Here is a 20,671-nt window from a genome sequence, read left to right on the forward strand (position 1 = left end):
AAAAGTAGTCAATTGGATTGATTGGCAAACGGACAAAGATTATATCAGAATAGCGTAACATATTAAAACATATCCAGTCTTACACAATAACAGTATTAACAAATTTTTATAACGTACTGAATTTCTTAATAATTAATATTGCCAAAACAACCTCACCTTATGATTGAAATTACCGATTTGCATAAATCTTATAAAACGGGAAACTCCAGCCTGCATGTTTTAAAAGGCATCAATTTCAATGTCAACGAAGGTGAATTGGTCGCCATTATGGGGTCATCAGGTTCAGGCAAATCTACCTTGCTCAATATCCTAGGCATACTCGACGAAGCTGATTCCGGAAGTTACATCCTCGACGGACTTCCGATCAAAAATCTCAATGAGAAAATAGCATCACGGTACCGAAATCAGTTTCTCGGCTTCGTATTCCAGTCCTTTAACCTGATCAATTATAAAAGCGCGCTCGACAATGTCGCGTTGCCGTTATATTACCAGGGCATAAAAAGCAGGGAACGGTATGAGATTGCGATGGATTACCTCAGGCGCGTCGGACTCGAATCACATTCGCATCATTTGCCATCAGAGCTTTCCGGCGGGCAAAAACAGCGTGTTGCCATAGCCCGTGCACTGGCATCGCACCCGAAAGTATTGCTTGCCGATGAACCAACAGGCGCTTTGGATACCAAAACCTCCTACGAAGTGATGGAGCTGATCCAGGCTATAAACGATGAAGGAAAAACCATCCTTATCGTAACCCATGAGCCCGATATTGCAGCAATGTGCAAAAGGAATGTCGTGTTGAAGGACGGGCAGATCATCGACGATAAAATGGTTGTCCAACAAAGAGTGAAGGCACATGTTTAATATCGAACGCTGGAATGAAATCTTTGAAGCCATCGGCAAGAACAAGCTCAGGACTTTCCTGACGGGGATTTCCGTGGCATCCGGAATTTTTATCTTGGTGATTTTGCTCGGTGTGGGCAAAGGGCTGCAAAATGGCATCGAAAAGCAGTTCGAGCGCGATGCGGCCGGAATCATTGAACTCTGGCCCGGAACGACCACAAAAGAATATAAAGGATTGAATCCAGGCAGGGAAATCCAGCTGCACAGTGGTGACTATGATATGTCCGTGCAAAAATTCGGCAAGGAGCTCGACCTCAAATCCGCGAGTTACAGCAACTGGGGCGTCCAGGTTGCTTATGGAAAGGAAACCGGCAATTATATGTACCGTGGCGTATATCCCGATCACAAAGGCATAGAAAACGTAACGATGGTACAGGGACGGTTCATCAATGAAAATGATATGGTGCATTTTGAAAAATCCGCTGCCATCGGGCAAAAATTGAGCAACGATTTGTTTAAGGGCAAAAATCCATTGGGTGAAATGATTACGATAAATACCATCCCTTATAAGGTTGTCGGCGTGTTTACGGATCCGGCAGGAGAAAGGGAAGAAGCCAGGGTTTATGCGCCTATTACGACATCACAGAAGGTTTTCGGGATCGGCGATAAAATCAGCAACCTTTCCTTTACCCTTAAGAAAGGTGAGGATTATGATGTGGCTTTGGCCGAATCCAAAAAGTTTACCGCTGGATTGAAGCAGATGCTGCAAAGCAAATACAGCGTGGCGCCCGACGATGAAAATGCCATAGGAATCCATAATTCAGTCGAAGATGCAAAGAAAGCTTACAATATCACTTTGTATATCAGGCTGTTTTTTTGGTGGGTTGGGATCTGTACGATTGTGGCCGGAGTCGTTGGCGTCAGCAACATCATGCTGATTATTGTAAAGGAACGTACCAAGGAAATCGGCATCCGCAAAGCGCTCGGCGCACCACCCATATCCATTATCGGGATGATTTTGCATGAATCGATTTTCATAACGACCATCTCAGGTTTTGTCGGATTGCTGATGAGCCTCACATTATTGGAAATCGTCGGCCCGATGGTGGACAGCGAATTTTTCCGAAACCCCGAAGTTGATTTTAATGTAGCCCTGACTACATTATTTTTATTGGTTTTTGCCGGAGCGATAGCTGGATTCTTTCCCGCCTACCGCGCTGCACGCATCAAGCCGATTGTAGCCTTAAGAGACGAATAGTATGTTTGACAAAGACAAATGGAATGAAATTTTACAAGCGCTGAGTGCGAATGTCTTCAGGACGGTGCTCACCGCGTTTGGTGTATTCTGGGGTATTTTCATCCTTGTGATTCTGCTCGCCGCCGGCAAAGGACTGGAAAATGGTGTGATGAAGGACTTTTCAGGCATGTCGACCAATACGGTGTTCCTTTGGACACAAAACACCTCGAAACCATTCAAGGGATTACCCAAAAACCGCAGTTACAATTTCAAAAACAGTGATGTGCAGGCGCTTCGCGAAAACTTTCCTAACCTGATGTACATTTCCCCGAGGAACCAGCTTGGCGGTTATCAGGGTTCGAATAATGTGATCCGCGGCACTAAAACCCAGGCTTATACGGTTTACGGCGATTATCCTGAACTCGCGTACCAGGAATCAAAAGCGATTGTAAAAGGAAGGTTTATCAACTACAATGACATTAACCAAAAGCGGAAAACGGCCGTAATTGGTGAAGGCGTTATTTCAGGATTGTATGATAAGGGCGAAGAAATTTTGGGTTCTTACATCAAGATCAACGGCGTTAATTTTATGGTTGTCGGCGTATACAAATCCAAATCGAATAACGGCAATGCCGAAGAAGAGCAAAAGCAGATTTATGTGCCGTTTACCGCATTCCAGCAGGCTTTCAATTATGGCGATGTCGTCGGGTGGATGACAATTACGGCAAAGGATGGCACGTCAATAACGGATTTGAAAGCGGATATTTTCAGGTTCCTGCGCACGCGCCACGATGTCGATCCGGATGATGAACGTGCTATCGGGAATTTCGATTTGTATGAAGAGTTCAGCAAAATCAACGGGTTATTCGTCATATTGAAGTTTATTGCCTATTTCGTCGGGGTTTTGGTATTGCTTTCCGGCGTGATCGGCATTTCAAATATCATGCTGATTGTGGTAAAAGAGAGAACAAAGGAAATCGGGATCCGCCGCGCCATCGGGGCATCACCGGGGACAATCAGATCACAAATCCTGACAGAATCGATTTTCCTGACCATCCTTGCAGGCATGCTTGGAATAGCCGCCGCGGCAGGGGTTTTGGCCATAATCAATGCGATTTTGGACAATATGGATTCTGAAGGGATGATGTTTGCCAATCCAAGTGTCGACCTCGGTGTCGTATTTTCCGCTTTGATGATATTGGTATTTTCAGGACTACTGGCAGGATTCATCCCAGCACAAATCGCTATCAAAGTAAAACCTGTTGACGCTTTAAGGGCAGAATAAGATAAGAAAACCAGCATAAAACAAACAAAATGAAAAGAAAAGGAGTCACCATTACCATCTTAATCCTGATTGCCGTCGTGTTTTTCGGGGCATTGTATTATTTATACCAGAAAAATTCCGAATCGCCCGTCGTTTATGAAACCGACAAGGCGGAAACCAAAACCATCATCAAAAACACCATAGCCACCGGAAGCATCGTGCCCGACGAAGAGGTACTGATCAAACCCAATATTTCAGGGATTATTGAAGAAATTTATGTCGAAGCCGGCGGTTTCGTAAAAGCCGGCGATATGATCGCCAAAATCCGTGTGGTGCCAAACGTCAACAGCCTGAACAGTACTTACAACCAGGTGTTGAGCGCTAAAAACGATTTGGAGAATCAGGAAAAATCCTTTCAAAGGCAAAAAACCTTATTTGATAAAGGCGTGATTTCTGCCAATGATTTCGAGGCAGCAGAATTGGCTTACAAACAGGCAAAACAGAATTACAACGCGACCAAACAAAGCTATGACATTGTCAAGACCGGAACCACTTCAGGAATGGGAACTGCTGCCAATACCATAATCCGCTCGACAGTAACGGGAATGGTGCTCGAAGTCCCGGTGAAAGTTGGAAACCAGGTCATTGAAAGCAACAATTTTAACGAAGGCACTACGATTGCCAGCTTGGCCGATGTCGGGAAAATGATTTTCATTGGCAAGCTTGACGAATCCGAAGTGGGTAAGGTGAAGGAAAACCTGCCCATTGAAATTACCGTCGGAGCCATTGAAAACAAGAAATTCGACGCGGTATTAAACTACATCGCCCCGAAAGGTAAAACCGAAAATGGCGCCATACAATTTGAAATCAAGGCAAAACTCACCAACCGGGATACCACTTTTATCCGTGCCGGCCTGAGTGCCAATGCCTCGATTATTTTGGCGAAAGCTGAAAATGTACTGGCGATTAAGGAGTCTTTGGTACAATTCGATGAAAAGACAAAAAAATCATTTGTGGAAGTCGAAACCGGAAAGCAGAAATTTGAAAAACGGAACGTAGAACTTGGTGTCAGCGACGGGATTTATGCAGAAATCAAAAGTGGCATCAAAGCTTCCGATAAAATCAAGGTGCTGAACCAGGAACTCAAAAAAGAAGAAGGTAAACCGTAATCCGGGACCTGAACTTCGCCAATCGTAACCAAAATATAATTAAATTTGCACAGCGCGCTGTGTGTCATCAATATGGGAAAAACTAAAAATTGTATCGGATTGTTTTTGCTGATATTCAGCATGTCGCTGCAGGCACAAAACAAAAAGTGGACCATCCTGGAATGTGTGGATTATGCGTTGCAGCACAATATTTCCATCAAACAGACCGAACTGGATACCATGGCTGCTAAAATTGACCGCAAAGATGCCATCGGGAATTTCCTGCCATCGGTAAATGCGAATGCTTCCCATTCGTGGAACATCGGGCTTAACCAGAACATCACCACGGGATTGCTCGAAAACCAGACGACACAGTTTACGTCGGCGGGACTCAATATGGGCATCGATATCTACAAAGGACTGCAAAACCAGACCAGGCTGAGCCGCGCCAGGCTTAATATTATCGCATCGCAATACCAGCTTAAGAAGATGCGTGATGACATTTCACTGAATGTAGCCAATGCATTCCTGCAAATCCTTTTTAATAAGGAAAACCTCAAAGTCCAGAAGGAACTGCTGCAAAACAATGAAAAGCAGCAATCGCGTACGGAAGAGCTGGTCAATGCTGGCTCAGTCCCAAGAGGGGACCTGATGGATATGAAGGCTACTGTGGCCGGAAGCAAACAGGCGGTAGTCATTGCGGAAAACACATTGCTTATTTCCAAACTAAGCCTTGCGCAGCTTTTGCAATTAGAGGATTATGAAAATTTCGATATTGCCGACGAGAATTTCGATGTGCAGGACAGCCCGACCATGATGCAGACGCCAACCGCGATTTACGAAAAAGCAAAAGAAGAGCGGTCAGAAATCAAGCTTGCCAGGACCAATATGGAAATCGCTGAAAAGGATGTTAAAATAGCGAAAGCCGGATTCCAGCCAAGCCTGACAGGTTTTTACAGTTTCAGTACCAGGGCTTCTTATTCGGATCGGATTATCGGCGTGGATGGCAACGGCGACCCTATTGTGACCGGGCCGCAGCCGTTGTTTGATCAGTTTAGTGATAATAAAGGACATTCTTTCGGGTTGCAGCTCAATATCCCGATCCTGAATGGTTTTTCGGTGCGCAATAATGTGGAGCGCTCAAAAATAAGCCTTGAGCGTTACAAGATTGCCTACAGCCAACAGGAATTAGATTTACAGCGCAATATTTATACCGCATTTACCGATGCAAAGGGCGCGCTGAATTCATATGAAGCCGCAGTCTCCGCACTGGAAGCCAGGACTGAAGCGTTTAATTATGCAAAGGAAAAATTCAATGTCGGGCTTATGAATGCTTTCGACCTGAACCAGGCGCAGACGTTATATGCCAATGCACAATCAGAAGTGCTGAGGACAAAATTCGATTATATTTTCAGGGTAAAAGTCGTGGAATTCTATTTCGGCATCCCGATAACAAAAAAATAAACACCATGTCAAAAAAGTCAATCTTTATCACGCTCGGCGTATTACTGGCCTTGTTTATACTTTACAAAACCATTTTTAGCAAGGAGGACAACAGCAAACATATCGAAACCGCGTCGGTGAAGGAAATGACGATTATTGAAACCGTTTCAGCTACCGGGAAAATCCAGCCCGAAACCGAAATCAAGATCATGCCTGAAGTTTCCGGCGAGATTATTGCGTTGCCTGTAAAAGAAGGCCAGGTGGTGAAAAAAGGCGATTTACTGGTGAAGATCAACCCGGATTTATACACTTCCGGATTGAACAGGACTGTTGCGGGATTGTCACAAACCAAAGCCGGCCTTAGCCAGGCGGATGCACAGTTCAATGAAGCGAAATCAAATTATGACAGGAATAAGACGCTTTTTGATAAAGGGATTATTTCGAAGTCAGATTGGGATAAGGCGATATCCGCGTTTGAAGTAGCCAAAGCCAGTAAGCAGTCAGCATATTACAATGTGCAAAGTGCTTCAGCGAGTGTCAATGAGGCACAGGACAATTTGGGCAGGACCACCATTTACGCCCCGGCTGACGGTACGATTTCCACTTTGGCAGTAGAGCTCGGAGAAAGGGTTTTGGGCCAGCAGCAGATGACCGGAACTGAGATGATGCGCGTTGCAAACCTAAATAGTATGGAGGTGGAAGTGGACGTCAATGAAAATGATATCGTAAAAATAAACATCGGGGATTCCGCCAGGGTTGAGGTGGATGCTTACCTGAAGAAGAAATTCAAGGGAATCGTCACCAGCATTTCAAACTCTGCCAGCACTACACAAACGGCGGACCAGGTTACAAATTTTAAGGTTAAAATCAGGATTTTAAAAGAATCCTACGCAGATTTGCTTGAAGGCAAGCCGGAGAGTTATTCTCCTTTCCGTCCCGGGATGACTGCCACGGTTGATATTGAAACCAAGCGCAGGGCCAATGTTCTGGCGATTCCTATCAGTGCAGTGGTAGTCAAAAGCGATACGCTTCCTATGAAAAAAATGGAAGGCCCTGAGGGAGAAAACCAACCCCAAACCCCGAAATCTGACAAAAAGCTTGAATGTGTTTTTGTGAAATCAGGAAATAAGGCTAGAATCCGCATTATAAAAACGGGAATCCAGGACGATACGAATATCGAAATCCTGTCAGGTCTTAAATCCGGCGAAGTCATTATCAGCGGCCCGTATAACCTGATTACGAAAGAACTCAACTCGGGTGACGTGGTGGTAAACGAAAATGAATCTGGCAATTCCGCTAAAAAATAATGGCATATATCCTCAATATTGAAACAGCTACGAAGAATTGTTCCGTGGCATTAGCCCATGATGGTAAAGCAATCCTACACCGTGAAATAGCCGACAAGGATTATTCCCATGCTGAAAAATTGCATATTTTCATTGATGAAATCATCTCCGAAGCCGGCATTTCCTATCAGGACCTTTCGGCGGTTGCTGTAAGTCAGGGGCCGGGGTCTTACACTGGCCTGCGCATCGGCGTTTCAGCAGCCAAAGGATTATGCTATGCGCTGAATATCCCTTTGATTGCTGTAGATACTTTACAATCGCTGGCATTTGGCTTAAAAGGATTTTCGCTGCCTGAAAATGCACTGATCGTCCCCATGATCGATGCGCGCAGGATGGAAGTTTACAGCGCGGTTTACAGTGCAATGTTTGATAAAATCCGGCAAATCCAGGCTGAGATCATTACGCCTGAGAGTTTTCAGGAGTTTGATGCACCTGTTTACATTATTGGGGATTGTGCTGAAAAATGCAAACCGGTGCTGACTTCGGATAAATTTATTTTTATTGAAAATGTAGTCTATCCTTCTGCTCTTGACATGTGCGTATTGAGTTATGAAAGCCATAAAAAAAGCGACACCGTAGATGTCGCTTATTTTGAGCCTTATTATCTCAAGGATTTTTTCTTTCCGTCCAAATCTTCTTAAGATAAAGTGGAAAGGAACTGAGTCAGTTTCACCATATCATTCTCTTTTTTGAATGACAGGTCGTTTTCTTTCAGGTAAGAATTGATTTTTTCAGCCTGGCCAGGGAAAAGTTCCTGTAGTTTCTTTTTGTTTTTAGGAAATGAAACCACCCTGTTATTTTTCAATAAAAGATAATATTCTTCAGATTGCTTGTCGTAACGTGGTGGGACATAGCTTCCGTAACCATTTATTGGTTGTTTTTCAGCAATGAGATTGATTTTCTCCTTTTTCAGAAGCGTAACACCGTTTACAGTGGTTTTTTCCACCATATACCCCTTCACATTTACATCATCACTATTCTTGTAGTCAAGCAATTTATACACAGTGCCGGTTTTTAAGGTAATAGTATTGAAATCATCCTCTTTTGGAAGCACGAAAATTTTCCCGTCTCCGTTGTCAATTTCCATTTCGTCACTGTAAGCATTATATTTTACAAGTATTGTCTCTTTTACATTACTGATAGTTGCCAGGATAAACGCCGGACTAACATATGGTGTTCCGGTAGCTGCTTCCGAATCTTTCTTACCCATTTTTTCGACAAGGCTTGTACTTCCTCCGTTGGTCCTATTTATCATATTGCTGATCCTCGTCTGTGCACATAAAGAAGCTACTGAGGAAACGGAGAGTACTACAACTGCCAATAATTTTTTCATTTAATCTTTATTTAGATGGATTATAATTTGAGGCGTAAAAATATATATTTTAGTGAAGCTTCCAAAATATTACACGTTAATGTGTGTTAAAATTTTAAAAACCAGTATTTTAACCGTGGTATACCCGTGAAGCAACAATTTTCCCGCTTTTAACCTCTAAAACTTCAGCTACCAGCATGTTTTCTTCGCCAGGAACGATACGGATATATTCCATGAAAATCCTTTCGTTATTTGCAGTAAGGGAGGTCGCTTTGTAATGCAGTTCAGGCAATCTTTCAAAGGCATCCTGCCACCAGTCGCGTAAAGCGTGCTTGCCACTTACAAAACCATTGGTTTCAGGTTTGCGGATTTTTAATTTCGGACTGAAATGTTCCGCATTGTCATCATACAGTGAAAGCAGTTTGTCAAGGTTATGGCTGTTGAAGGCATCAAACCATTGCCTTGCGATATTTTCATTCTGGTTTTCCAAATTAGCTGTTCTTCAGGTTGATGATTTCCTGCTCTGTGAGAAATCTCCAGTTGCCTCTCGGCAGGTTTTTCTTGGTTAGTCCTGCAAATGCGACGCGGTCTATGCGCAATACGTCGTAGCCGAAATGTTCGAAAATCGTACGGACAACTTTTACATTCGAAGTTTTCAGCTTCAGGCCGACTTCGCTCTTTGGCTGGTCTTCGATGTAACTTACTTCTTCTACATAAATCTTATGCTCATCAATCATTGGGCCCTTGGCAATTTTTTCAAGGTCTTCATACTTGAGGTTTTTGTCCAAAGAGATTTGGTAAATTTTTGATGAACGCTGGCTCGTTTGTGTAAATTTTGTCAACATGTCATTGTCGTTGGTGAACAACAATAATCCGGTCGTATTTTTGTCCATACGTCCTACAGCACTCATTTTTGAAGTTGTTGCGCCTTTGATCAGTTCAAGTACGTTGCGCATTTCTGCGCCGTCATCAAAAGAAGTAGTGAAATTTTTCGGCTTATTCAGAAGAATATATTCTTTCTTTTCAGGTGTTACCACATTGCCATCAAAATTGACGACATCGCCTTTTTTAACTTTGTAGCCCATTTCAGTTACAGCAACGCCGTTGACCTTTACGTTTCCGGACTGGATGTAAATGTCGGCATCACGACGCGAACACATGCCGGAATTGGCGATGTATTTATTCAGGCGGATTTCGTTAGGATTTTTCGGTGCTTTTGGCGCTCTTGGAGTCCTTACCGGTTTACCAAAAGTTTTAGCCGGTTTGTCACTGTCTTTAGCTGTTTCAGGCTTCGCTTTTTTAGGTCCCTGGGCACGCTTAGCCATTGCCGGTTTCGGCTTGTTGGATGATGGCCTGCCACTTCCCGGCCTCGAACCTCCTCTTTTATTACTTCCTTCCCTGTTCGTCATGGTATTCTGAAATTTTTTGCAAAGATAGGGTTTTATTGTCAGATGTGGTTTTAGCCGACGCTAAGCAGCACTAAAGTAAATTCCTCCCATGCCACAACACGGCGGGATCAATCAGTACGATGCAGAAAATCCCTGCAACAATAAGTGTTTTCAGCGTGAGGTGAAGGCGCAGGTATTGGGCTTTATTATTTGATTTCCACAGGTAAATGGTGAAGAAAATCAATGCCACCATGCAGGTATAAAAGTAAATATCCATATACCCGACATCATAATCTTCGATGAGTAGAAAAACTGGAACGAGCGTGGCAAAAACCAGGAAGGTAATGGCTTTTTTAGCAGTTCTTTCACCGTATTCGATAGGGATGGTGCTGTAATTATTGGCGAGGTCACCGGCAAGGTTTTCCAGGTCCTTTACAATTTCCCGGATGAGTAAAAGTAAAAACAGGAAGCTCGCATGGCAGAAAATGATGCCGCCTTTCTGCAGATCGTATCCTTCATATTGGGTTTTGAAAAAATAAATCAGCAATCCAAAGAAAGGGAAGACCGCAAGGAATGCCGCCGTAATATTCCCGATAATCGCATATTTCTTAAGCTTGTGCGAATAAAACCAAATCATGAAAATATAGACGGAGAAAAACAGGCTGACACGCCACGAAATCAGCAAACCCATTGTGACGGCCAGGAAATTGAGCCCAAAATAGACCTGCAGTTTTGTTTTCTGGCTGACCAGGCGGTCCAGCATCGATTTCTGAGGACGGTTGATCAAATCCTTTTTGGCGTCGTAAAAATTATTAATAATGTATCCGGCTGCAATGCAAAATGAGGAAACAATGACCAAAATAAACAGCTTCCAGTCCAGGATGACATCAAGTGCGCGGGAGTTTTCAGGAGCTAAAATAAAGATTGCCGAAAGGTACTGCGCCAGAATAATCACAGGAATGTTATAACCGCGAACTACGGAGAACAAACTCACGATTTTCATTAATAGGAGGCGGTTCTTCCTGCTTAACATGATGGGTACAGGATAAAGGATGCAGGCTGCAGGGTTTTATGTAACTCGGAATACTTGTACCTTGTACGTTGCACCGGGAACCTTTTTAGAATTGGTAAACGACTTCTAACTTGTAGTCTTTCAATGAAGCCTGCGCTTTTTCGAGGTCTTCGGTAAAGCCGAGTATATAACCGCCGCCGCCTGATCCGCAAAGCTTCAGGTAATAATCGTTAGTGTCAATGCCTTTTTGCCAGATGCCGTGAAATTGTTCCGGAATCATGGGTTTGAAATTATCCAATACGACCCTTGACAGTTTCTTGGTATTCGAAAAAAGCGATTTTCGGTCGCCGCCAAGGAAATTCTCGACGCACAGGTCAGTGTATTTTACGAATTGGTTTTTCAGCATCGCGCGAAACCCTTTATCTTTTAAGTTTTCCATAAAAATATTTACCATTGGAGCGGTTTCGCCAACGATTCCTGAATCAAGCAAAAATACGGCGCCTTTGCCGTTAGTGCTTTGGGTAGGAATTCCGGTGGCTTCGATATTGTCTTTGGAATTGATCAGGATCGGAATGCTGAGGTAGCTGTTTAACGGGTCCAGGCCGGAACTCTTTCCGTGGAAAAAGGATTCCATCTGCCCGAAAATATTTTTCAGCGTCAAAAGCTTTTCACGCGTCAGGTTTTCCAGTACGGTGATTTTGTTTTTGGCGTATTTATCGTAAATGGCGGCAACCAATGCGCCGCTGCTTCCTACGCCATAACCCTGCGGGATGCTGGAATCGAAATACATTCCGGCTTCAACGTCACTTTTTAAAGCATCCAGATCAAACTGTACCAACGCCGGCTGTTCTGCCTGAAGGGTTTCGAGATGTGAGATGAATCTTTTGAGGTTGGCGTTGGATTTCAGTGCTTCAGGAGCGGGATTCCCGTCTGATTTCAGCGCGCCGTTATAAAAATTATAAGGAATTGATAATCCTTTGGAATCCTTAATGATACCATACTCTCCAAAGAGCAGTATTTTGGAATAGAATAAAGGTCCTTTCATACTTTTTATGTCAAATTAATTCGGCTCCATGGCCAATCGCATCACAAATATACTGACCATTTTCGCAATAGCCTACTAAATTACTCTTAATAAACGCTAAAACTTCTACGCTAACGTTTTCGGGATAAAGCACATGCACATTCGCACCGGCATCGAGGGTAAAACAAACCGGAATTCCTGTTTCTTTCCTGAATTTCCAAATGTGGTTTATAATTTCCAAAGTGTTTGGTTTCATCAGGATAAAATAAGGCATCGAAGTCATCATCATGGCGTGTAAAGTCAACGCTTCACTTTCGACTATGCTTACGAAATCAGTCAGGTTTCCGTTTTGCATAACGGCGCATAACCGGTGTAAATTGTCATGAGCCTGTAAAAATCGTTGTGCCGCAAAAGGATGTCCGTGCATTAAATCATGGCCGACCGTGCTTGAAACTTCTTTTTTGCCTTTATCAACCAATAAAATCGTGTCCTGGTAATTCTTAAAGTTGGGATGGATTTCAAATGGGAATGCTACGCCGTAAAAATCTGAACTTTCACTAAAATCGGCATGATTTCCCCAAATAACGACGCTTCCTTTTACACTGCGGCATGCGCTTCCGGAGCCCAACCGTGCTAAGAATGACGCTTTTTGGTAAAAATGACCATCGTCCATTTCAGGATCAAGCTGCTTTTCCACATGCATTAAAGCGACGGACAAAGCCGCCATTCCTGATGCCGATGAAGCGATTCCGGAACTGTGCGGAAAAGTGTTTTTGGTGTCAATCGTGAAATGGTAATTTTTCAGGAAAGGCATATAAGTTTCAATCCTTTCAAAGAATTTTTGGATTTTCGGCTTGAAATCTTCCTTTGGTTTTCCTTCAAAAAGCAAGTCAAATGAAAAGGAATCCGATTGAGTTTTTTTTGCGAAAGCCAGTGTCGTGACCGTCTTGCAATGACTTAAAGTGAAGCTAATCGATGGATTGGCCGGAATCTGGTGCTGCTTTTTACCCCAATACTTCACCAGGGCAATATTGCTTGGCGCAGAAACCGTTATTGAGCCTTCGGTCAGTTCTTGTATGTATTTTTTCGAAATGAATTGCGATTCGGAACTCATGAATATTATTTGCTGCAAAGATACTTTTTTTTGTTTCCCAAGCTTTTTATTACTTTTAAGAAAAAAACATGAACAGGTATTTTAAGATATTGATTTTCGTAGCGACCTGCCTTGGCGTGGGATATTTTTCCGGAATCGCCACACAGTCCGGAGTAAATGATTGGTTTCCCACGTTGAAAAAGCCGGTATTCAATCCTCCTTCGGCAGTGTTTATGCCAGTCTGGACTACATTGTATGTTTTTATGGGCGTGGCTGCGGGCTTGGTTTGGGCAGAAATTGAAAATAAACGTGAAGAAGTCACTTCGGCACTGCGTTTTTTCTGGATTCAGCTGGCATTAAATGCAGCCTGGTCATTCCTTTTCTTCATGCTCAAAAACCCGTTACTGGCTTTCATCGAAATGATTGTTTTATGGCTGATGATTTATGAAACCTGGTTTAAATTCCGAAGGATTAACGCCATTTCGGGCTATCTTTTCGTGCCTTATTTGCTTTGGGTCACTTTCGCGCTGGTGCTTAATGGAAGTATTTGGTGGCTAAATAAGTAAATGCAGATATTGCACACTATTTATAATCAATAAAAATTACGATTTTACAACGTTATAGTGGGTACTAATTTTGGCTTTTGGGTTGTGATTTCCAAGCACGCAAGTTATCTTTGTTCCCAAATTTTTAAAGATAATTATGCAATCTACCCAAACGGATTATCTCCCGATTTTAATCCAGATGCTTCTGGCAGTCGGATTTGTGGTATTGACCATCATAGGCTCCAGTTTCCTTGGCCCGAAAAGGCATTCCAAGAATAAAGACAAGACTTTCGAGTGCGGAATCGAATCCATCGGTAATGCGCGCGTGCCGTTTTCGGTGAAATATTTCCTGGTAGCGATCCTTTTCGTGCTTTTTGACGTGGAAGTGATTTTCCTGTATCCATGGGCTGTCAATTTTAAAGAAATGGGCATCGATGGATTGCTGAAAATGGGCGTATTCATGATTCTACTGTTGGTCGGATTTTTCTATGTCATGAAGAAAAAAGGCCTTGAGTGGGATTAAATCAGCATTGAGATATGAGTATTCAGATGTGAGGCATACGGCCTGACTCAATACTAAAATCCCAATACTAAAATCTAAATTAAAATGAGCAATTCAAAAATAATAACAGACGCACCGGCTCCCGAAGGCTATTCAGGAGAAGGTTTTTTTGCAACAAAACTCGATTCGGTTGTCGGGATGGCGCGTGCCAATTCGCTTTGGCCTTTGCCGTTTGCCACTTCGTGCTGCGGAATTGAATTCATGGCGACGATGGCTTCCCATTATGATGTGGCGCGTTTCGGTTCCGAGCGTATGAGTTTTTCTCCGCGTCAGGCTGATATGCTGTTGGTGATGGGGACAATTGCGAAGAAAATGGCCCCGATTTTACGTCAGGTGTATGAGCAGATGGCTGAACCGCGTTGGGTGATTTCAGTAGGTGCCTGTGCCTGTTCAGGCGGAATTTTCGATACTTATTCTGTGCTTCAGGGCATCGATAAGATTATTCCTGTTGACGTGTATGTGCCAGGTTGCCCGCCACGTCCGGAGCAAATCCTTGACGGCATCATGCGTCTTCAGGACCTTGTAAGATCTGAATCAGTAAGAAGAAGAAGTTCGCCGGAATACACCGAGTTGCTGGCTTCTTATAACATCAAATAATAATGGCTTTAGAAACTGCTGTCATACAAAATACGTTAGCCGACCAGTTCGGTGCCAAAGTAAGTAACTTTCAACAGATTCATGATATCCTGACTTTTGAAGTCAATACTGACGATATCAAGGAAGTGATGGGGTTTTTACGCGATGATAAAACCATGCGTTTTAATTTCCTTACCGATTTATGCGGGATGCATTTTCCGGATGCGGTTCCCGAAAGGCAATTCGGGATGGTGTATCATATGCACAACTGGATGGACAATGTCAGGATCCGCATCAAATGTTTTATGGATGGTGAAAAGCCGGAAATTGATTCGGTAACGGGATTGTTCTTAAGTGCAAACTGGCAGGAAAGGGAAACTTACGATTTCTTCGGGATCATATTTAAAGGACATCCACAGCTGAAGCGTATTTTGAACATGGATGAAATGGTTTCATTCCCCATGAGGAAGGAATTCCCACTTGAAGATGGCGGAAGGACCGATAAGGACGACCGTTTCTTTGGGAGGACAACAGATAATTGCTAATAATGTCATTGAAATAAATATATGTCAGACTTATTATTACCACCGGAATTAAGGTATGCGGGCATCATCGAGCAACGTAAGAATGAAGACGGGAGCGAGCTTTCAGTCCTTAATTTAGGTCCGACGCACCCTGCCACGCACGGTATTTTCCAAAACATCCTTTTAATGGATGGCGAAAGGATTATCGATGGCGAAGGGACCGTTGGATACATTCACCGCGCTTTTGAAAAGATTGCCGAAAACAGGCCTTTTTACCAGATCACGCCGCTTACCGACAGGATGAATTATTGTTCCTCGCCGATCAACAATATGGGCTGGTGGATGACATTGGAGAAGGCGTTGGGTATAGAAGTACCAAAAAGGGCGCAATACCTGCGTGTTATCGTCATGGAATTGGCGCGTATAGCCGACCACATTATCTGTAATTCGGTTTTGGGTGTGGATACGGGAGCTTTAACGGGTTTCCTTTATGTGTTCCAATACCGCGAAAAAATTTATGAAATTTACGAAGAGATCTGCGGGGCACGCCTTACCACCAATATGGGAAGGATTGGCGGTTTCGAACGAGACTGGAGTCCGTTGGCTTTTGAAAAATTAAATACCTTACTTGAAGAATTTCCACCGATCTGGAGGGAATTTGAAAACCTGCTGACAAGAAACAGGATTTTTATGGACCGTACCATAAATGTAGGCCCGATTGCTGCTGAAAAAGCCATCAGTTACGGTTTTACAGGTCCGAACCTGCGTGCTGCCGGAGTGGATTATGATATTCGTGTCATGCAGCCGTATTCTTCTTATGAAGATTTTGAATTTGATATCCCGGTTGGAAAATCAGGTGATACCTATGACCGTTTCTGTGTAAGGAACGCTGAGGTTTGGGAGAGCTTAAGCATCATCAAGCAGGCTTTGGCAAAACTGCCTGAAGGTCCATACCACGCTGATGTACCGGATTATTACCTGCCTCCGAAAGATGAGGTTTATAACAATATGGAGGCTTTAATCTATCACTTTAAGATTGTGATGGGTGAAGTTCCGGTTCCGGTTACTGAAGTATATCATCCGGTTGAAGGCGGAAACGGGGAACTTGGGTTTTATCTGGTCACCGACGGAAGCCGTACAGCATACAGGCTGCATTTCCGCAGGCCATGTTTTATATATTACCAGGCCTTTAACGATATGGTACAGGGGCAGATGCTTTCGGATGCGATTGCAACCTTGTCGAGCCTGAACGTTATTGCCGGAGAATTAGACGCATAAACTATGGAAAGAAAACATTACACACAGGATATCAATATTTCGCCGGAGCTTATGGCCCGTATCGAGGAATTGTGCAGTCATTATCCTGAAGATAAGAGAAAGTCAGCACTACTGCCTGTTTTGCACGAGGTTCAGGATGCACACGATAACTGGCTCAGTATTGAATTGCAGGATAAAGTGGCTGAAATCATCGGGATTAAACCGGTTGAGGTTTATGAAGTGGTTTCTTTTTATACAATGTATAACCAAAGACCGATCGGGAAATTCATGTTCGAATTCTGCCAGACTTCACCTTGCTGCTTAAACGGTGTAGAAAACCTGATGGATTATACCTGTAATAAATTAGGGGTAAAAGTGGGTGAGCCAACTGCTGACGGCATGTTTGAAGTGCGCGGAGTAGAATGCCTTGGTGCCTGTGGTTATGCCCCGATGATGCAATTGGGGGATTTCTTCCTTGAGCATCTTAACGAAGAAAAAATCGATCAGCTGATTGTTGATTGCCGTGATAATAAAATAACGTTACACGATAAATAATATGTCACAAAAAATATTATTGGACAAGATTAACGTTCCGGGCATCAAAACCTATGAAGTGTATCGCCGTGAAGGTGGTTATGCATCTGTGGAGAAAGCCCTGAAAATGACTCCGGACGAGGTGGTGGAAGAAGTAAAGACTTCCGGACTTCGTGGTCGTGGTGGTGCGGGTTTCCCTGCCGGTATGAAATGGAGTTTTATCGATAAGAAATCAGGAAAACCAAGACATTTGGTTTGCAATGCCGATGAATCAGAACCGGGAACCTTTAAGGACCGTTTCCTGATGGAGTACATTCCGCACCTTTTGATTGAGGGAATGATCACGTCGAGTTATGCATTGGGGGCAAATTTGTCATACATCTACATCCGTGGCGAATATATGTGGGTTTACAAAATCCTTGAAAGAGCGATTGCTGAAGCCAGGAATGCCGGATGGCTGGGTAAAAATATACAGGGTTCCGGATATGACCTTGAATTATATGTTCATTGTGGTGCCGGCGCTTACATCTGCGGCGAGGAAACCGCTTTGATCGAATCGCTTGAAGGGAAGCGTGGTAATCCAAGGATTAAACCACCGTTTCCTGCCGTTTCCGGTCTTTGGGCGAATCCGACCGTGGTAAATAATGTGGAAACAATTGCTGCCGTGCCGTGGATTGTGAACAATTCCGGCGCAGAATATGCAAAAATAGGTATCGGAAGATCGACAGGAACCAAATTGATTTCTGCTTCAGGACATATTAAAAATCCGGGGGTTTATGAAATTGAGTTGGGCTTAAGCGTATATGAATTCATGAATTCAGATGAATATTTAGGCGGAATGAGTTCTGACCGTCCATTAAAGGCATTTGTACCGGGTGGAAGTTCGGTGCCTGTTTTGCCTGCCAATTTAATTTATAAAACCGCGAACGGAGAAGACCGCCTGATGACTTATGAAAGTTTAAGCGATGGTGGTTTCGCAACCGGTTCAATGCTGGGTTCAGGTGGGTTTATTGTGTACAATGACACTTCCTGTATTGTTCGCAATACCTGGAATTTCTCCAGATTTTACCATCACGAAAGCTGTGGGCAATGCTCGCCATGCCGTGAAGGTACCGGCTGGTTGGAGAAAGTTTTACACCGTATCGAAACAGGAACAGGAAGGGAAGAAGATATTGATTTGCTATGGGACATCCAAAGCAAGATTGAAGGAAATACGATTTGCCCGCTGGGTGATGCTGCGGCATGGCCTGTGGCGGCTGCGATACGTCATTTCAGGGATGAATTTGAATACCATGTCCGTTTTCCGGAGAAAATTAAGAACAGGGACCATTTTGTAGCCGAGCCGTTTGAGCAGGTGAAGCATTTGGTTGGGAAAGTAACAGTATAGTCAAAAGTGAAAAGCCAAAAGCCAAGAGTCTTCCTGACTTTCGGACTTTCGGACTTTCGGACAAATAGAAATTATGAAAGTAACAATTGACGGTCAAAGTATAGACGTAGAACCAGGGACAACGATCCTGCAGGCTGCGCGTATGATCGGTGGAGAATCTGTTCCGCCGGCCATGTGCTACTATTCAAAACTGAAAGGGAGCGGCGGGAAATGCCGTTGCTGCCTCGTTGAGGTTTCCAAAGGAAGTGAAGCAGATCCAAGGCCAATGCCAAAGCTGATGGCTTCCTGTGTTACCGGCTGTATGGACGGTATGGAAGTGAACAGCAAATCTTCGCCAAGAGTGGAAGAGGCAAGAAAATCTGTAACGGAATTCCTCCTGATCAACCATCCGTTGGACTGCCCTGTTTGTGATCAGGCCGGAGAATGCGATTTACAGAACCTGAGCTTTAAACACGGGAAATCCAAAACACGTTTTATCGAAGAGAAAAGGACATTCGAACCGGAAAATATCGGGCCGAATATCCAACTGCATATGAACCGTTGTATCCTTTGTTACCGTTGTGTAATGGTTGCTGATCAATTGACAGACAATCGTGTACATGGAGTAATGGATCGTGGTGATCATTCGAATATTTCGACCTGCATTTCCAAAGCGATTGACAATGAGTTTTCAGGAAATATGATCGATGTGTGTCCGGTTGGTGCATTGACTGACAAGACTTTCCGTTTCAAGTCAAGGGTTTGGTTTAATAAGCCATACAATGCACACAGGAATTGCACGAAATGCTGCGGAAAAACGACTGTCTGGATGTTCGGAAATGAAATCCAAAGGGTTACGGGAAGAAAAGACGAATTTCACGAAGTAGAGGAATTCATCTGCAACGAGTGCCGTTTTGACCATAAAGATGTAAACGACTGGACCATAGAAGGACCGCGTAAATTCGAAAAGGATTCGGTGATCAACCAGAATAATTATACCCGGGATTTGGACACGGTGGTGATTGATACCGAGAAAAATATCCTCAAAGGCCGTGACCAGGACCGTAAGAAAATCAGTATGCCGTCTGTTCCGCTGCAGCGGGAAGAACAGGAAGCGTTTAAACAAGGCAATATTTAACGGATGGAGAGTAGTATTATCATAGAAAAAAGTATTTTCATCTTCGTCATCTTCGGGTTAACGATGCTCATGGCGATGTATTCTACCTGGGCAGAACGTAAAGTGGCCGCCTGGCTCCAGGACCGTATCGGGCCAAACCGCGCGGGACCATGGGGATTGTTACAGCCTCTGGCAGATGGATTGAAATTATTTTCAAAAGAAGAATTTTTACCCGATACACCCAATAAATTCCTGTTTGTTGCCGGCCCTGCCATTTCGATGAGTGTGGCTTTGATGACCAGTGCGGTGATTCCGTGGGGGGATAAACTTGAAATGTTCGGACGGACTGTTGTGTTGCAGGCCACGGATATTGATGTGGCATTATTATACATTTTCGGGGTGCTTTCTGTAGGTGTTTATGGAATCATGATTGGCGGTTGGGCCTCAAATAATAAATTCTCGCTGATGAGCGCCATGCGTGCCGCCTCGCAGATGATTTCATATGAGGTCGCCATGGGATTGTCAATTATCGCTTTGCTGATGATGACAGGAACACTGAGCCTTCGCGAAATTGCGGCCGGACAGCAAGGTATGAACTGGAATGTATTTTACCAGCCGGTAGGATTCATCATCTTTTTGGTGTGTTCGTTTGCAGAAACCAACCGTACGCCGTTTGACCTTGCGGAATGTGAGGCCGAGCTGATCGGTGGTTACCACACCGAATATTCGTCGATGCGTATGGGATTCTACCTGTTTGCGGAGTATGCAAGCATGTTCATCTCATCAACCATTCTGGCCGTATTGTATTTCGGGGCGTATAACTACCCTGGAATGTCCTGGGCGGTGGAGAATTGGGGCGTAAATGCGGCGAATCTTATAGGATTTGGTGTGCTGTTCGGGAAAATATGTTTCTTTATCTTCTTCTACATGTGGGTAAGGTGGACGATTCCGAGGTTCCGTTACGACCAATTGATGCGTCTGGGATGGCAGGGACTGATTCCGATCGCGATTGTGAATATTTTCATCACGGGGATCGTAATGCTGTGGCCGGAAATCATGTCGGCACTGGGAATGTAAATTAGA

Annotated in this window: 22 protein-coding genes; 16 read left to right on the forward strand and 6 right to left on the reverse strand. The window is 43.8% G+C overall.

The window, feature by feature from the left end:
* Nucleotides 1-159 precede the first annotated feature (159 nt).
* The 7 genes from HYN49_RS05565 to tsaB all read left to right on the forward strand — a co-directional run bounded on the left by HYN49_RS05565 (nt 160) and on the right by tsaB (nt 7,919).
* Entirely contained in the window at nt 160-861 is a 702-nt protein-coding gene (locus HYN49_RS05565) for an ABC transporter ATP-binding protein (protein ID WP_108903197.1), read from the forward strand.
* On the forward strand, nt 854-2,098 hold the full coding sequence (locus tag HYN49_RS05570; protein WP_108903198.1) for an ABC transporter permease: 1,245 nt from the start codon (nt 854-856) through the stop codon (nt 2,096-2,098). Before HYN49_RS05565 ends, HYN49_RS05570 begins: the two co-directional genes overlap by 8 nt.
* A gap of 1 nt (nt 2,099) precedes the next feature.
* Nucleotides 2,100-3,362 carry an ABC transporter permease gene (locus HYN49_RS05575; RefSeq protein ID WP_108903199.1) on the forward strand — a complete coding sequence of 421 codons (1,263 nt, stop codon included), beginning with the start codon at nt 2,100-2,102 and terminating at the stop codon, nt 3,360-3,362.
* A gap of 29 nt (nt 3,363-3,391) precedes the next feature.
* Nucleotides 3,392-4,510 (forward strand): efflux RND transporter periplasmic adaptor subunit, encoded by a 1,119-nt coding sequence (locus HYN49_RS05580; RefSeq protein WP_108903200.1) that lies wholly within the window; start codon nt 3,392-3,394, stop codon nt 4,508-4,510.
* A gap of 72 nt (nt 4,511-4,582) precedes the next feature.
* Complete coding sequence (locus HYN49_RS05585; RefSeq protein WP_108903201.1) at nt 4,583-5,953, forward strand: TolC family protein; 1,371 nt, start codon at nt 4,583-4,585, stop codon at nt 5,951-5,953.
* Between the two features lie 5 nt (nt 5,954-5,958).
* Nucleotides 5,959-7,239, forward strand: coding sequence for an efflux RND transporter periplasmic adaptor subunit (locus HYN49_RS05590; RefSeq protein WP_108903202.1), 1,281 nt, complete (start codon nt 5,959-5,961; stop codon nt 7,237-7,239).
* The gene (tsaB, locus tag HYN49_RS05595) at nt 7,239-7,919 is read left to right on the forward strand and encodes a tRNA (adenosine(37)-N6)-threonylcarbamoyltransferase complex dimerization subunit type 1 TsaB (protein WP_108903203.1); all 681 of its coding nucleotides are present in this window, start codon (nt 7,239-7,241) and stop codon (nt 7,917-7,919) included. The genes HYN49_RS05590 and tsaB overlap by 1 nt, the downstream gene beginning before the upstream one ends.
* Here tsaB and HYN49_RS05600 read toward each other — a convergent pair.
* The 6 genes from HYN49_RS05600 to mvaD form a co-directional block, all read right to left on the reverse strand.
* Nucleotides 7,916-8,611, reverse strand: a complete 696-nt coding sequence (locus tag HYN49_RS05600; RefSeq protein WP_108903204.1) for a hypothetical protein — start codon at nt 8,609-8,611, stop codon at nt 7,916-7,918. The two genes, tsaB and HYN49_RS05600, sit on opposite strands and share 4 nt — an antisense overlap.
* 109 nt (nt 8,612-8,720) lie before the next feature.
* A complete protein-coding gene (locus tag HYN49_RS05605; RefSeq protein WP_108903205.1) occupies nt 8,721-9,080 on the reverse strand; it encodes a nuclear transport factor 2 family protein in 360 nt (119 codons plus the stop codon).
* A 1-nt stretch (nt 9,081) separates the two neighbouring features.
* Nucleotides 9,082-9,999, reverse strand: a complete 918-nt coding sequence (locus tag HYN49_RS05610; protein ID WP_108903206.1) for a pseudouridine synthase — start codon at nt 9,997-9,999, stop codon at nt 9,082-9,084.
* Between the two features lie 70 nt (nt 10,000-10,069).
* Nucleotides 10,070-11,011 (reverse strand): geranylgeranylglycerol-phosphate geranylgeranyltransferase, encoded by a 942-nt coding sequence (locus HYN49_RS05615; protein WP_108903207.1) that lies wholly within the window; start codon nt 11,009-11,011, stop codon nt 10,070-10,072.
* An 85-nt stretch (nt 11,012-11,096) separates the two neighbouring features.
* Nucleotides 11,097-12,035: a mevalonate kinase family protein gene (locus tag HYN49_RS05620; RefSeq protein WP_108903208.1), complete on the reverse strand. Its 939-nt coding sequence runs from the start codon at nt 12,033-12,035 to the stop codon at nt 11,097-11,099.
* Nucleotides 12,036-12,045: 10 nt separating this feature from the next.
* Nucleotides 12,046-13,128 (reverse strand): diphosphomevalonate decarboxylase, encoded by a 1,083-nt coding sequence (mvaD, locus tag HYN49_RS05625; RefSeq protein ID WP_108903209.1) that lies wholly within the window; start codon nt 13,126-13,128, stop codon nt 12,046-12,048.
* A gap of 68 nt (nt 13,129-13,196) precedes the next feature.
* On the opposite strand from mvaD, the gene HYN49_RS05630 reads away from it, so the two are divergent.
* The 9 genes from HYN49_RS05630 (at nt 13,197) to nuoH (ending at nt 20,665) form a co-directional block, all read left to right on the forward strand.
* Nucleotides 13,197-13,673 (forward strand): TspO/MBR family protein, encoded by a 477-nt coding sequence (locus tag HYN49_RS05630; protein ID WP_108903210.1) that lies wholly within the window; start codon nt 13,197-13,199, stop codon nt 13,671-13,673.
* Nucleotides 13,674-13,809: 136 nt separating this feature from the next.
* Complete coding sequence (locus HYN49_RS05635; RefSeq protein ID WP_108903211.1) at nt 13,810-14,175, forward strand: NADH-quinone oxidoreductase subunit A; 366 nt, start codon at nt 13,810-13,812, stop codon at nt 14,173-14,175.
* An 84-nt stretch (nt 14,176-14,259) separates the two neighbouring features.
* The gene (locus HYN49_RS05640) at nt 14,260-14,811 is read left to right on the forward strand and encodes an NADH-quinone oxidoreductase subunit B (protein ID WP_108903212.1); all 552 of its coding nucleotides are present in this window, start codon (nt 14,260-14,262) and stop codon (nt 14,809-14,811) included.
* 2 nt (nt 14,812-14,813) lie between these two features.
* Entirely contained in the window at nt 14,814-15,335 is a 522-nt protein-coding gene (locus tag HYN49_RS05645) for an NADH-quinone oxidoreductase subunit C (protein ID WP_108903213.1), read from the forward strand.
* A gap of 21 nt (nt 15,336-15,356) precedes the next feature.
* A complete protein-coding gene (locus HYN49_RS05650) occupies nt 15,357-16,592 on the forward strand; it encodes an NADH-quinone oxidoreductase subunit D (protein WP_108903214.1) in 1,236 nt (411 codons plus the stop codon).
* 3 nt (nt 16,593-16,595) lie between these two features.
* The gene (locus tag HYN49_RS05655) at nt 16,596-17,126 is read left to right on the forward strand and encodes an NADH-quinone oxidoreductase subunit NuoE family protein (RefSeq protein WP_108903215.1); all 531 of its coding nucleotides are present in this window, start codon (nt 16,596-16,598) and stop codon (nt 17,124-17,126) included.
* 1 nt (nt 17,127) lies between these two features.
* The gene (nuoF, locus tag HYN49_RS05660) at nt 17,128-18,492 is read left to right on the forward strand and encodes an NADH-quinone oxidoreductase subunit NuoF (protein ID WP_108903216.1); all 1,365 of its coding nucleotides are present in this window, start codon (nt 17,128-17,130) and stop codon (nt 18,490-18,492) included.
* 73 nt (nt 18,493-18,565) lie between these two features.
* A complete protein-coding gene (locus tag HYN49_RS05665; RefSeq protein ID WP_108903217.1) occupies nt 18,566-19,609 on the forward strand; it encodes a 2Fe-2S iron-sulfur cluster-binding protein in 1,044 nt (347 codons plus the stop codon).
* A gap of 3 nt (nt 19,610-19,612) precedes the next feature.
* Nucleotides 19,613-20,665, forward strand: coding sequence for an NADH-quinone oxidoreductase subunit NuoH (nuoH, locus tag HYN49_RS05670; protein WP_108903218.1), 1,053 nt, complete (start codon nt 19,613-19,615; stop codon nt 20,663-20,665).
* Nucleotides 20,666-20,671 lie beyond the last annotated feature (6 nt).

The sequence above is a fragment of the Flavobacterium pallidum genome, from assembly GCF_003097535.1.
GTDB classification, from domain to species: Bacteria; Bacteroidota; Bacteroidia; order Flavobacteriales; family Flavobacteriaceae; genus Flavobacterium; species Flavobacterium pallidum.

What these genes read in the sequence shown, in the direction of transcription:
- HYN49_RS05600 (WP_108903204.1), bottom strand. Translation starts at nt 8,611, where the DNA reads ATGAAAAAATTATTGGCAGTTGTAGTACTCTCCGTTTCCTCAGTAGCT.
- mvaD (WP_108903209.1), bottom strand. Translation starts at nt 13,128, where the DNA reads ATGAGTTCCGAATCGCAATTCATTTCGAAAAAATACATACAAGAACTG.
- HYN49_RS05570 (WP_108903198.1), top strand. Translation starts at nt 854, where the DNA reads ATGTTTAATATCGAACGCTGGAATGAAATCTTTGAAGCCATCGGCAAG.
- HYN49_RS05575 (WP_108903199.1), top strand. Translation starts at nt 2,100, where the DNA reads ATGTTTGACAAAGACAAATGGAATGAAATTTTACAAGCGCTGAGTGCG.
- HYN49_RS05645 (WP_108903213.1), top strand. Translation starts at nt 14,814, where the DNA reads ATGGCTTTAGAAACTGCTGTCATACAAAATACGTTAGCCGACCAGTTC.
- HYN49_RS05630 (WP_108903210.1), top strand. Translation starts at nt 13,197, where the DNA reads ATGAACAGGTATTTTAAGATATTGATTTTCGTAGCGACCTGCCTTGGC.
- HYN49_RS05635 (WP_108903211.1), top strand. Translation starts at nt 13,810, where the DNA reads ATGCAATCTACCCAAACGGATTATCTCCCGATTTTAATCCAGATGCTT.
- HYN49_RS05655 (WP_108903215.1), top strand. Translation starts at nt 16,596, where the DNA reads ATGGAAAGAAAACATTACACACAGGATATCAATATTTCGCCGGAGCTT.
- HYN49_RS05620 (WP_108903208.1), bottom strand. Translation starts at nt 12,035, where the DNA reads ATGAAAGGACCTTTATTCTATTCCAAAATACTGCTCTTTGGAGAGTAT.
- nuoH (WP_108903218.1), top strand. Translation starts at nt 19,613, where the DNA reads ATGGAGAGTAGTATTATCATAGAAAAAAGTATTTTCATCTTCGTCATC.
- HYN49_RS05590 (WP_108903202.1), top strand. Translation starts at nt 5,959, where the DNA reads ATGTCAAAAAAGTCAATCTTTATCACGCTCGGCGTATTACTGGCCTTG.
- HYN49_RS05650 (WP_108903214.1), top strand. Translation starts at nt 15,357, where the DNA reads ATGTCAGACTTATTATTACCACCGGAATTAAGGTATGCGGGCATCATC.
- HYN49_RS05610 (WP_108903206.1), bottom strand. Translation starts at nt 9,999, where the DNA reads ATGACGAACAGGGAAGGAAGTAATAAAAGAGGAGGTTCGAGGCCGGGA.
- nuoF (WP_108903216.1), top strand. Translation starts at nt 17,128, where the DNA reads ATGTCACAAAAAATATTATTGGACAAGATTAACGTTCCGGGCATCAAA.
- HYN49_RS05580 (WP_108903200.1), top strand. Translation starts at nt 3,392, where the DNA reads ATGAAAAGAAAAGGAGTCACCATTACCATCTTAATCCTGATTGCCGTC.
- HYN49_RS05640 (WP_108903212.1), top strand. Translation starts at nt 14,260, where the DNA reads ATGAGCAATTCAAAAATAATAACAGACGCACCGGCTCCCGAAGGCTAT.
- tsaB (WP_108903203.1), top strand. Translation starts at nt 7,239, where the DNA reads ATGGCATATATCCTCAATATTGAAACAGCTACGAAGAATTGTTCCGTG.
- HYN49_RS05615 (WP_108903207.1), bottom strand. Translation starts at nt 11,011, where the DNA reads ATGTTAAGCAGGAAGAACCGCCTCCTATTAATGAAAATCGTGAGTTTG.
- HYN49_RS05665 (WP_108903217.1), top strand. Translation starts at nt 18,566, where the DNA reads ATGAAAGTAACAATTGACGGTCAAAGTATAGACGTAGAACCAGGGACA.
- HYN49_RS05565 (WP_108903197.1), top strand. Translation starts at nt 160, where the DNA reads ATGATTGAAATTACCGATTTGCATAAATCTTATAAAACGGGAAACTCC.
- HYN49_RS05585 (WP_108903201.1), top strand. Translation starts at nt 4,583, where the DNA reads ATGGGAAAAACTAAAAATTGTATCGGATTGTTTTTGCTGATATTCAGC.